The 11,468-nt window shown below is 33.1% G+C and carries 11 protein-coding genes; 8 read left to right on the top strand and 3 right to left on the bottom strand.

The features are described 5' to 3' along the window. The first annotated feature begins 69 nt into the window (after window positions 1-69). Window positions 70-813, top strand: coding sequence for a hypothetical protein (locus tag ABIQ27_RS06300; RefSeq protein ID WP_348032930.1), 744 nt, complete (start codon window positions 70-72; stop codon window positions 811-813). 52 nt (window positions 814-865) lie between these two features. Here ABIQ27_RS06300 and ABIQ27_RS06295 read toward each other — a convergent pair whose 3' ends face one another. After that, window positions 866-1,009, bottom strand: coding sequence for a hypothetical protein (locus tag ABIQ27_RS06295; RefSeq protein ID WP_348032929.1), 144 nt, complete (start codon window positions 1,007-1,009; stop codon window positions 866-868). Window positions 1,010-1,175: 166 nt separating this feature from the next. Between ABIQ27_RS06295 and ABIQ27_RS06290 the strand changes: the two genes are divergently transcribed. The 3 genes from ABIQ27_RS06290 (at window position 1,176) to ABIQ27_RS06280 (ending at window position 4,826) form a co-directional block, all read left to right on the top strand. Further along, entirely contained in the window at window positions 1,176-1,685 is a 510-nt protein-coding gene (locus ABIQ27_RS06290) for a hypothetical protein (RefSeq protein ID WP_348032928.1), read from the top strand. Between the two features lie 221 nt (window positions 1,686-1,906). Beyond that, the gene (locus ABIQ27_RS06285) at window positions 1,907-3,607 is read left to right on the top strand and encodes a T9SS type A sorting domain-containing protein (RefSeq protein WP_348032927.1); all 1,701 of its coding nucleotides are present in this window, start codon (window positions 1,907-1,909) and stop codon (window positions 3,605-3,607) included. Between the two features lie 202 nt (window positions 3,608-3,809). After that, a complete protein-coding gene (locus ABIQ27_RS06280) occupies window positions 3,810-4,826 on the top strand; it encodes a serine hydrolase (RefSeq protein WP_348032926.1) in 1,017 nt (338 codons plus the stop codon). Between the two features lie 59 nt (window positions 4,827-4,885). Here the strand turns inward: ABIQ27_RS06280 and ABIQ27_RS06275 are convergent, their stop codons facing one another. Then, window positions 4,886-6,148 (bottom strand): pyridoxal phosphate-dependent aminotransferase family protein, encoded by a 1,263-nt coding sequence (locus ABIQ27_RS06275; RefSeq protein WP_348032925.1) that lies wholly within the window; start codon window positions 6,146-6,148, stop codon window positions 4,886-4,888. Between the two features lie 106 nt (window positions 6,149-6,254). On the opposite strand from ABIQ27_RS06275, the gene ABIQ27_RS06270 reads away from it, so the two are divergent. Beyond that, window positions 6,255-7,541: a DUF2157 domain-containing protein gene (locus ABIQ27_RS06270; protein ID WP_348032924.1), complete on the top strand. Its 1,287-nt coding sequence runs from the start codon at window positions 6,255-6,257 to the stop codon at window positions 7,539-7,541. Next, a complete protein-coding gene (locus ABIQ27_RS06265; protein ID WP_348032923.1) occupies window positions 7,531-8,133 on the top strand; it encodes a GDYXXLXY domain-containing protein in 603 nt (200 codons plus the stop codon). The genes ABIQ27_RS06270 and ABIQ27_RS06265 overlap by 11 nt, the downstream gene beginning before the upstream one ends. Before the next feature lies 1 nt (window position 8,134). Here ABIQ27_RS06265 and ABIQ27_RS06260 read toward each other — a convergent pair whose 3' ends face one another. Beyond that, window positions 8,135-10,522, bottom strand: a complete 2,388-nt coding sequence (locus ABIQ27_RS06260) for a 7TM diverse intracellular signaling domain-containing protein (RefSeq protein WP_348032922.1) — start codon at window positions 10,520-10,522, stop codon at window positions 8,135-8,137. A gap of 132 nt (window positions 10,523-10,654) precedes the next feature. On the opposite strand from ABIQ27_RS06260, the gene ABIQ27_RS06255 reads away from it, so the two are divergent. After that, complete coding sequence (locus tag ABIQ27_RS06255) at window positions 10,655-11,224, top strand: non-canonical purine NTP diphosphatase (protein ID WP_348032921.1); 570 nt, start codon at window positions 10,655-10,657, stop codon at window positions 11,222-11,224. Between the two features lie 130 nt (window positions 11,225-11,354). After that, window positions 11,355-11,468 (top strand): DEAD/DEAH box helicase (locus ABIQ27_RS06250; RefSeq protein WP_348032947.1); only part of this gene is annotated, 114 nt, incomplete at its 3' end.

Below are 11,468 nucleotides of genomic sequence, written 5' to 3'. Positions count from 1 at the left end.
CATTATTGTATCGTAGCTTTCAAAGAATATAGCATCCTGCTATTAAGTAACTTTTAAACAAACCAGAAAATGAAAAAAATTCAAACATCCAAATTGCTTTTAATGTGGGCAGTAGTAATTTTGGGAATAAGTGCTATCGCTTTTTCTTGCTCAAGTGATTCGAGTGCTTATACATGTGCAAGTTGTCATGATACTCCTGAAGCTTTGGCTGCTAATGATGGTAGCGCTAAAGGGATTTACAAAGGTGTTGAAGCCGGATCGACTGGCACTTTGTCTATCAATATTTTAAATGGCAGCAGTACAATTACTGCCACTATGGTATTAGATGGTGTGACCGCTTTGTTAACTTCTTCGGTTGCCTTTGTTGATGGCCAAGCGTATGTGGCACCATTTACAGGAACTTATAATGGAACTGCTGTATCGATTACCTTTTCAGTAGCCATTGGTGGTCTGTCTCCAATAGTTACAGCTTCTAATATTCCAGGACATGCCGGTGCTACTTTTGTTTTATATAAAGAAACATCCGTTTCATTAATTGAAGCTTTTGAAGGAACATATACAAAAACAGGAGGTGAGACAGGTGTTTTCAACATTTTATTATCAAGAGCATTAAACAAATGGGGTGGCGTAGCTTTAAACAATGAGGCTGGTTCTACATCAGATGAAATCGACGGAACAATAAATGCCGACAATCAATTGATAGTAAATGGAAACGGAATTATTCTTGGAACAGTGTCAGGAGATGAAATTCATGGTTCGTTTCAGGATAGTAGCTTAGCTACAATTAGTATAACCGGGCACCGAACTTTATAAATTACTGTTTTTATTAATTCAAAAAAATGCTTCTCAGAAATGGGAGGCTTATTTATTTTGACCTGTCATCATTAAACTTTTTCACAATGGCCTTAAGCTGTTCTGCACGAGTTGCTTTCTTGGCTTTTTCTTTGTCCTGTGCTTTATGAAGCTTGTCGTTGTGTGCTTTAATATTTTTGGCATTGTTTCTTCCCATGTTTGATATTAAGAGGAGAATGTCCGGTGGACATTCGGTTTTAACAAGAGGTAATAAGGTGTCAAATATATAATTATATTTACTATTGCATTTTTTTTGTTAAATTAAAATTTTGGCACAGTTAATGAATGGAGAAAAAAAAATAATTATTAAAAAAATAGATACTATGAAAAAGCTTACTCTAATTTTAGCATTTATCGGGATGATAACGCTAGAAAGTTGTACAACAAACAACGACGATATTGATAATGATACTATTAGTGAAGTATTCGAGTTAAGAAATATAAATTTTGGATTTGATTCACAAAATGGTTATTCCATTTATCAAACATTTAATCCTCAGATTCGTCTTGATGATGTCGTTCTGATTTATAGACTATCAGGAACAATTGATTCTAGTACTCCAATATGGCAACAGATTCCAAGAACGCTCTACTTAGATGAAGGAGAGTTGGATTATGATTTCGATTTTAGCAAAGAAGATTTTACTATTTATGCCGGAGGAACTTACGACTTAGCATTGACTCCAAATTTTTTAAACAATCAGACATTCAGAATTGTTATTATTCCTGGTTACCTTTCAAATAAAATGAGTAATAAAACTGATTTTTCGGATTATAATTCAGTTATAAAAGCGTTTAATATCGACGAGTCTAAGGTTAAAGTTATTAATTAATTCTCTTTGTTTTTTTAAAAGAAGAAGCCCTGTAATAAATATTACGGGGCTTCTTTTTGATTATCAATTTGTTAGATTTTACTTATATGTTAAAATCAGGCTTATGTTTTTTTTGTATGAAAAATTGCATTATTCTTGTATAAGATTTTATTTATAAAAAATTAAAACAACTTAAAAAACAACTGATTATGAAATTAAAGAAAAAATTATTTTGCTTGTTTATGCTTGCAATTTTAAATGTATCATTTGGGCAGGTTACTGTCACAACAGAAAATTTAAAAGTCAATGGAGTTGCAGCAAGCTCCGTAAATTTTAACGCTAGTAGTAGTTTGGCATTTACTGTGGATGTCAATTTAAAAACTTTTGACGGAAGTACTAACAACATATTTGGGAATCTATATTTATATTACAAACCTTCAGCTACAACTCCAGAAGTTCAGATAGGTATTTGGGTTATAACATTCGTAGTGACTTATCCACCATTTGTAACACAGACAACTTATACTAACCAAAGTTCATTTGCACCCATAACTTTATCGGCGTCTAACTTTTTTCCAACTGGAGGTATAATATATGCAAGATATGTCAACAATAATAATTCGTCTTATACATCTTCGAATATATCAATTACGGGTGGTACACGAGTAGCAACTAGCCCACCACCATCAACAGGTAATACTATTTGTTGCAATCAGACAATTCGTTACGGCGACAAGCCTGTTATAACAGGTTCTACTATAACTACGTTGCCTCCAGGAGTAACTTTGCATTGGGCGAAAGGATCTGGTTTTGGCGGCGCTGCTCAAACTAATCATGCAACATCTGATGGCTGGAATAATTTTGATCCTGACTATATGTTTCAAACTACAACCTATAAAAGAGTATTGGTTTCCTCAACTTCAACAAAAAGTAATGATATAACAGTAACTGTTGTTCCGACTCCAATAGCTTCTAATACTATAATGTGTAATGGCTCCAAGTTAAGTGACGGTATTTATGAGTCTGGTGAACTTGAGTCTCTTGATTTTAGTGGGTTAGGGGCTAATTTTAATTTAAATGTTTTAGCTGATCCGTTCCATTCTCCTGTTAGAGCGGACTCGTATGAGAGTGTAAGTGAATACCAATGGCAATATAGATCTGGATATGCTAACTCAAGATGGCAGGATATCACAAACGTTACAGGATTTGTTCAACCTGCAGGCTACCCTGACAATTTTTTTATCAGACGTATAGCAAAACATCAAAATATAAGAAATGTGAGCAATATATTGCAAGTCTATATAAGAAAAGCATCTGTATCCAACACGATTTGTTGTGACCAAGCATTGGCAATTAATCAAGTTCCTGCAGCAGTAACAGGCACAGCAGCTGTTTATAGTACTGCGGATGGGGGAAAGACAAATACTCCGACAAATATCACAATTAAATATCAATGGCAAAGTCGTTTCAGATCATCTCCTTGGACCAATATAGTTGGAGCTAACAGTCAGAATTATGCCGCTCCGGCAATCACAAGTCCTAATATTTCTGTTAGTTACAGAAGAATTGCAAGGGTAGATTATTACAGACCAAGTGAGATTAGTGGTAATCCGACAGCATCCTTTTATGAGACTTATAGTAATGTGATTTCTTTAGAAACCGCTGGCGGTACAAGAACAAAAATAAGCATGGTGCATCAGGATTCACAGTTTACAATTTTCCCAAATCCAACATCATCAATTTTAAATATTTCAGTAACAAATGGCTTAGAATCAACAAGTTTTAAAACTTTTAATGCGTTAGGTCAGGATATCAAACTAAATTTCATTAAACTGGATGATAATGTAATTTCAGTAGATGTTTCGGTACTTACAAAAGGTGTTTACTACATATTGCTTGAGATAGATTCAAAAATCATTGTCAAGAAATTTATTAAAGAGTAATATTAAGGCACTCAAAATTTGTTTATTAAAGCGGACGAAAGCCCGCTTTTTTTATTCTCTGTTAAGTTCAAGATTATTTTCAAATAGCTAACTTCCAATTGCTTGTCTCAAATATAGTATGGACGACAAGTTATTCCTTATTTTAAGATTTTTTTAACAAAGAATAATTATTTTTGCCAATCAAATAATCATAATCAATAAAATGCTTTCATTTAAAAACAAGAAATTCACACTACTACATATTATCCTATTTGCATTCCTGGCTGGTGTAGCATCATTTGGTTTAACAAGTTTATGGAAAGAGCGCCAGTTTACTGAAAAATCTGCTGCAGCTGCCAGTGCTTACACTTGTAATTACGAAGTAAAAAGAATGAATGGCTATAAATTTATTAAACCCTTAATGTTTGTTGAGGAAGATTGCGAATCAGATCAATTGATGGGTGTAAAACAAAATATAACAACAATAATCGATAGATATAAATCATTAGGGGATATAACTACGGCTTCAGTTTATTTAAGGGTATATGGCAATAGCGAGTGGATATGTATTAATGAAAGTGAAAGATTTGAACCAGGTTCTCTTTTTAAAGTACCGGTATTGATATCGATTTTGAAACAGAATGAACTTAACCCTGGTTTTTTAAATAAGAAGCTGGTTTACAATCAGGCTATAGATGCAGGAAAAAGTGTTTCGTTTGAATCAAAAACGATACAACTTGGAGAATCTTACACAGTTAGAGAGTTGCTTACCTATATGATAAAGTATTCAGATAATAAAGCGACCATACTTTTGGAAAAGAATTTGGAACCAAAAATTCTGCAAAAGCTTTTTTCCGATTTTGGACTCGAAGTTCCAAATATATATGCATCTCAATATTTGTTTAGCACAAAAGATTATTCCTATTTCATGAGAGCAATATACAACGCGGCTTATCTTTCTTTTGAGGATTCGGAATTTGCTGGGGAATTATTAAGCCAGTGTAATTTCAAGGAAGGTATACTTTTGGGATTACCTCAAAATACCAAAGTAGCTCATAAATTTGGGGAATCCGGAAATCAGGTAGAGAAACAACTTCATGAATCTGCTATTGTTTACCTTGACAATCAACCTTATTTATTAACGGTTATGACTAAAGGAAAGGATAACAAAAAACTATCTAAGTTAATTGGAGAAATATCCCAGACCGTTTACAATGATATGAAAATAGAAGCGAATTAAATAAAAAAAGCCATCCTTTTCAGGATGGCTTTTTGTTTCTATACAAATCAAAAAAGTGTTTAAGCGTCTAAATCTACTTTAGTTGCATCAGCAATTTTCTTATAAGTTCCATTTTCTAATTTTTCCCGGATAATATCAAAAGCTGTTAGTGTTTCATCAATATCAGACAAAGTGTGCGAAGATGTTGGTATCATACGCAATAAAATAATTCCTTTTGGAATAACCGGATAAATAACTATCGACAGGAAGATACCGTAGTTTTCACGTAAATCGTTCACCATAACCATAGCTTCTGGCACGCTTCCTTCAAGATAAACCGGCGTTACGCAGGTATTAGTATCTCCAATGTTGAATCCGTGTGCTTTTAATCCGTTTTGCAATGCGTTTACGTTTTCCCAAAGCTTGTCTTTCAGTTCAGGGTGATTTCTCAATAATTCTAAACGTTTCAAAGCGCCAACAGTTTGAATCATTGGTAATGCTTTTGCAAACATCTGCGAACGCAAATTATATTTTAAATAATCAATAATGTCTTTATCCGCAGCAAGGAAAGCTCCAATACTAGCCATAGATTTCGCAAACGTAGAAAAGTAAACATCAATTCCATCCTGACAATCTTGTTCTTCTCCGGCACCAGCACCTGTTTTTCCTAATGTTCCAAAACCATGCGCGTCATCCACTAAAAGACGGAAATTGTATTTCTTTTTCATTGCCACAATTTCTTTCAACTTTCCTTGTTGACCACGCATTCCAAAAACACCTTCGGTAATGAATAAAATTCCACCACCAGTTTCTTCAGCAAGTTTGGTAGCACGTTGAAGATTTTTCTCCATGCTTTCCACATCATTATGTTTATATGTATAGCGTTTACCCATATGTAGGCGAACACCATCAATGATACAGGCGTGAGCATCAACATCATAAACAATTACATCATTTTTAGTAACTAAAGCATCAATGCATGACATTATTCCCTGATAACCAAAGTTTAATAAGTATGCTGATTCTTTCATTACGAAAGCTGCTAATTCTTTTTCTAATTGTTCGTGAGCATCTGTGTGACCTGACATCATACGTGCTCCCATTGGATACGCTGCGCCATATTTAGCCGCTGCATCAGTATCTGCCTGACGAACTTCTGGATGATTTGCCAGACCTAAATAGTCATTCAAACTCCAGTTCAAAATATTCTTTCCGTGGAATGTCATTCTAGGACCAAGTTCGCCTTCCAATTTTGGGAAAACATAATAACCTTCGGCTTGAGATGCCCATTTTCCTAGCGGACCTTTATTGTTTTGTATTCTTTCGAATAAATCTTTTACCATAATCACTTAGTGTTTTTAAACGGTGCAAAAATAGGAATAAATTAAATTATATCGGGAATATTTTTTCTCAACATCTTTACTATTTTTACAGGAAATAAATCAAACAATGTCAAGCAATTTGCAAGATCAATTAAAGGAACTTCTTGATAATAAGGTAATCACCGAAGATGTAGCTTTGTCAATTTCAGCATATTATAAGCAGAACGAAGATAACAGTTCTTCAAAACTTTTTTTAGTTTTTGGAATTATTGGAGCGATACTCGCCAGTTTGGGTATTATTTTGGTTTTTGCCCATAATTGGGATGAAATGTCAAGATTGTCAAAATGCATAGTTTCGTTTTTACCATTACTAGTTGGGCAACTTTTTTGTGGCTATGCTTTGTTTGCCAAAAACGATTCACCAGCCTGGAAAGAAAGCAGTGCTTCATTTTTATTCTTTGCTGTTGGCGCTACAATTTCACTTGTGGCTCAAACGTATAATATAGCAGGTGATTTTGCCGGTTTTATGTTTACCTGGATGCTTTTGTGCCTGCCATTATTGTATTTGATGAAATCCAATATTGTTTCCTTGCTTTATATAGTTGGGATTACTGTTTACGGCATCAATACAAATTACTTCTATTACACAAAGCCTCATGATTACAGCTATTGGTTGTTATTACTCGGAGTTTTACCTCATTATTATGGATTAATTAAAGCCGAAGCAACCAATTTCAGAGCGATTCACAATTGGTTCATACCAATATCAATAGCGATTTGTTTGGGTTCAATTAGTGGAAAGCAGTCGAATTCCGAACTGTTGTATTTCAGTTATGTATTTCTGTTTGGCTGTTTCTATTTTATCGGAATGACAAGAGTATATGCATCAGAAAAGATTTTAGCCAACGGATTTTCTATCGCCGGAAAGCTTGGCGGATTATTTATGCTTTATATGGGCGGTTTCAAATTTTTATGGGAAAGTTTGGAAAAAGATTATTTCGATTTTGTTTCAACGCTGACTATTGCTACAGCCGGATTATTTTTACTGGCAATAGCATTATTGTATCACATCAGAAAATTAAAAACCTTAGCACTGAATGAAATTCTCCAGTTTTCATTTTTGATTATTGGTTTATGTTATGTTATTTCTAAAGGGAGTGTTATTGTGCCAGTCTTTATCTGCAATATCTATTTATTGCTAATTGGGATTAGGGAAATTCAAAAAGGAAATGAAGAAAGCAGTATTGCCCGTTTGAATTTTGGAGTTCTTATTATTGCAATTTTAATTTTCTGTCGATTCTTTGATACTGAAATGAGCTTTATTGTTAGAGGAATTTTATTTATTTTGGTTGGAGTCGGATTCTTTGGGTTGAATTATTATTTGTTAAAAAACAGAAAGCAGGATGAAAAATAAATCAACATATCTGATCTTATTTATCGTAGTTGTGATTGCGCAATTGTTTGTTCCATTTCAAATGATAAGCAGTCAGGAAGATACACTTTCGACTGGGAAAATGCTAAAATTCAAAACAGCGCCAATTGATCCTTATGATGCTTTTAGAGGGAAATATATTTATTTGAGGTTTAAAGACAATAAAATTGTGGCTGATGCCAAAACTAAAAAACTTAATTATAACGATGAGATTTTTGTTATGTTTAAAGATTCTGCAGGCTTTGCTTTAGTACAATCAGTATCTCTAACTGAACCAACAACGACTTCCGACTATGTAAAAGCAAAAGTTAACTATGTTGATAATAATGTATTTGTTCACAAACTAAATTTTGATAGAGATGAATCAGATGTTTTTGTACATATCGATTACCCATTCGAGCGTTATTATATGAATGAATATAAAGCACAAAAAGCCGAGCAAGCTTATATTGAAAATAATAAAAACATAAAGAACAATGTCTACGCCGAAGTTGCCATTAAAAATGGAGTAGGCGTTGTAAAAGATGTAATTCTCGATGGAATTTCTATTAAAAAATATGTGAATAAAAAATAAATTACGATACTAACAGTTTGATAATTTCAAACAAAGTGTCTTTATCTACCGGTTTTGATAAGTATTTATTCATTCCAATCTCGATAACTCTGGTTTTGGTACTTTCCATAACATCCGCAGTTAAAGCAATAATTGGAATTGATTTTTTATTTTCACCAGCCTCGCCGTTACGTATGGCAATTGTTGCTTCATAGCCATCCATCACGGGCATCTGCAAATCCATCAGAATTATGTCATACTCGTTTTCCATAAGTTTTTGAACGCCTTCTTGTCCGTTGTTAGCAAAGTCAACGGTGGTATTGAGCCATTTTTTGGTAATCATTTTAATTACCATTTGATTCATTGCATTGTCTTCAACTACCAAGATTGCTTTTCCATTCAAATCATATTCTGTCGTTGTTTCATTATTTGTTGTGACTGGTTTTAATGTTTCAGCTTTTTCGTAGTTTAGTTCTAGTTCGCAAACAGTCCCCAAATCTAGGGTGCTATTAATTTTAATTTTTCCTTGATGTAAATTAACCAAGTGCTTTACGATATAAAGTCCAAGACCCAAACCGCCGAATTTGCGTTTGTTGTTAATTCCTTCCTGTGAAAATGAATCATAAATGCTATTGATTTTTTCTTTTGAAATCCCAACTCCAGTATCACTTATAGAAAAAGTAATCAACACATTATTTGATTTGTCGTTCTTAGCTTCGATTTTAAATTTGACAAAGCCTTCTTTAGTAAACTTAAGTGCGTTGCTCAAAACATTGTGCAGAATTTGATTCAGCCTTACCGAATCGCCTTTTACCATTTCAGGCAAATCATCACCTTTAATAAAACTAAATTCCAAGCCTTTATCTTTTGCTTCGCGAGCAAAATTATTAGCAATATGTTCTACCATTTTCACTAGGTCAAATTCGGTAATTTCCAGTTTTACCTCGTTTCTTTCAATTTTGGAAAAGTCTAGTATATCATTGATAGAGCTCAATAAACTATAAGTTGAATATTTTATAATTTGGCTTCCGTTTTGAATTTGTTCATCTTTTGAATCGGCTGCCATCGACTTTGCTGTATTCAAAATAGCGTTTAGAGGCGTTCGCAATTCGTGGCTTATATTGGATAAGAAATACGACTTCAATTCGTTCATTTCTTCCGATTTTTGAAGCGCTATGGTTTGTAATTCTTCACGTTCATTTTTTAGATTCCGAATTAAATTCGCCATTGAAAGCGAAAGGAAAATCACTTCCATTCCGGTACCAAGTTTTGAACCGTTTTCAGTCCAAAAAGTAAGTGGCAATACGCTGAAATTTTTAAGTATGAAAACAACAAAACCACAAATAAGAAAGAATATGCCTGATACAAAGAAACGGTCTATTTTATTAGTACGGATATAAATTACTACAACAGAAGTAATGATAAGTAATAGTAAAACCAATCCTAATCCATTAGCAATAGGATAGGAGAATTCAAGAGCTTTTGGGATAAAGAATAAAGACAAGAACAATAGCAAATCCAATACATACAAAACATAAAAAGTATTGTTTATAAAACGATTGTGTTCTTTAACTTTTAAAAAAACCTGAGCATAACGTCCTAGAAAGAAATTAGCAATACAAGCAAAAATAATTACAGCATGCAAAGAAAGCCATCCTGATTGTGGCGTAACAAATTCATAAAAATAGCCATCAATAGAAAATTGCAGCAAACCTATAAACATGACATACATACTATAATACAAGAAGGTTTTATCACGCATCGCAAAGAAAAAGAACAGATATAAAATAGCTGCAATCATCAGAATTCCATAAAACAAACCAAATACAAACTGTTCAAAAGAGGTAACTTCTAATAAATGTTGCAAACTGTGTAACACCATTGGCATAGATAACATTTCACCATCACTCTGAATATGCAGATAAAACAGTTGCTGTTCGTGTGGCGACAAAGTAATTCTGAAAATTGTTTTCCTATGGTCAAAACTTCTTTTTGAATAGGGAATAGCATCACCGCTGATATATTTTGTAACCTGATTGTTACTTTTTATAATATACAATTCGGCAACATCAGTAATTGGCCTTGCAGTTTCAAAAAAATAAATCAGCTCTTCATCAGTGGTATTCTCAAGTTGAAATCGTAACCAATAATTATGGCTTGTGAAACCAAAGTCCATGTTTTCGCTTTTCATTGGCGAAAATTGAAATGCTTTGATATTTCTAATTTGTTCGAAATTCACATCAACTCGTCCAACATCAACATATTCTGCTTTGCTGTGAATAGTTATTTGTTCGGATTGCTTTCCTTTTTTTAAAAGAAATTGTGAAGAAGCATTAGTTGAGAATAACAGAAAAATGCCAAATAGGCATAAATATCTATTACATGCTTTAAGTGTGGTATTGAAATGCATGTTTTGGTTCATTAGTGGTATTAACTACGAATATAAACAGTTGTGGATTAAACAATTCTTAAAAAATGAAAAATGTCAAAAAAAGAACAATATTCTTTCCATCTTTGTGACATCTAAATAAAATAGTTACTCATGCAACTCGTATTCGCTTCCAATAATAAAAATAAAATCAAAGAAATTCAATTGTTACTTCCAGAATCTATACAGATTTTAAGTTTGGAAGACATTGGTTGCTTTGAAGAAATCCCCGAAACTGCAGATACAATTGAAGGTAATGCTATTCTGAAAGCCAATTATGTTACTGAAAAATATAGTTATAATTGCTTTGCAGATGATACAGGTTTGGAAGTCGAAGCTTTGAACGGAGAACCCGGAGTTTATTCGGCAAGATATGCTGGCGAACAAAAAGACGCTAATGATAATATGGATAAATTATTATTGAATTTAAAAGATAAATCAAATCATTCAGCCCAATTCAAAACAGTAATTGCTTTAAATTTAGACGGAAATCAAACCTTATTTACAGGCATCATCAAAGGTAAAATCATTGAAGAAAAGATAGGAACCAATGGTTTTGGGTATGATCCGATTTTTGTAGCAAATGGTTACACTAAAACCTTTGCTGAACTGACGATTGAAGAGAAATCAAAAATCAGTCATCGTGGTCTTGCCGTACAAAAATTGGTAACTTTTTTAAAGTAAATTATAACTTATAGCTTTTCCCTTATCCCTTTTTACTTTTACCAAAACGTAACTATTTAATTATCAATAAATAACAAATTAGTTTTTATGGTTTATAAAAGTTACCTTTGCACCCAATTTAAAATACAATATGAATAAATTTGAACAATTAGGTCTGAATGAATCGTTACTGCTGGCGATCAAAGATCTAGGATTTGAGAATCCGTCAGAAGTGCAAGAAAAAGCGATTCCAGTACTATTGGAA

The organism is Flavobacterium sp., from assembly GCF_039916025.1.
Classification (GTDB): Bacteria; Bacteroidota; Bacteroidia; order Flavobacteriales; family Flavobacteriaceae; genus Flavobacterium.
The sequence above is the reverse complement of the archived record's forward strand: the minus strand, read 5'-3'. Positions and strand labels throughout refer to the sequence as shown.

Bases quoted from the DNA above. Each gene is read 5' to 3' on its own strand.
- ABIQ27_RS06300 (WP_348032930.1), top strand. From the start codon at position 70: ATGAAAAAAATTCAAACATCCAAATTGCTTTTAATGTGGGCAGTAGTA.
- ABIQ27_RS06295 (WP_348032929.1), bottom strand. From the start codon at position 1,009: ATGGGAAGAAACAATGCCAAAAATATTAAAGCACACAACGACAAGCTT.
- ABIQ27_RS06290 (WP_348032928.1), top strand. From the start codon at position 1,176: ATGAAAAAGCTTACTCTAATTTTAGCATTTATCGGGATGATAACGCTA.
- ABIQ27_RS06285 (WP_348032927.1), top strand. From the start codon at position 1,907: ATGCTTGCAATTTTAAATGTATCATTTGGGCAGGTTACTGTCACAACA.
- ABIQ27_RS06280 (WP_348032926.1), top strand. From the start codon at position 3,810: ATGCTTTCATTTAAAAACAAGAAATTCACACTACTACATATTATCCTA.
- ABIQ27_RS06275 (WP_348032925.1), bottom strand. From the start codon at position 6,148: ATGGTAAAAGATTTATTCGAAAGAATACAAAACAATAAAGGTCCGCTA.
- ABIQ27_RS06270 (WP_348032924.1), top strand. From the start codon at position 6,255: ATGTCAAGCAATTTGCAAGATCAATTAAAGGAACTTCTTGATAATAAG.
- ABIQ27_RS06265 (WP_348032923.1), top strand. From the start codon at position 7,531: ATGAAAAATAAATCAACATATCTGATCTTATTTATCGTAGTTGTGATT.
- ABIQ27_RS06260 (WP_348032922.1), bottom strand. From the start codon at position 10,522: ATGCATTTCAATACCACACTTAAAGCATGTAATAGATATTTATGCCTA.
- ABIQ27_RS06255 (WP_348032921.1), top strand. From the start codon at position 10,655: ATGCAACTCGTATTCGCTTCCAATAATAAAAATAAAATCAAAGAAATT.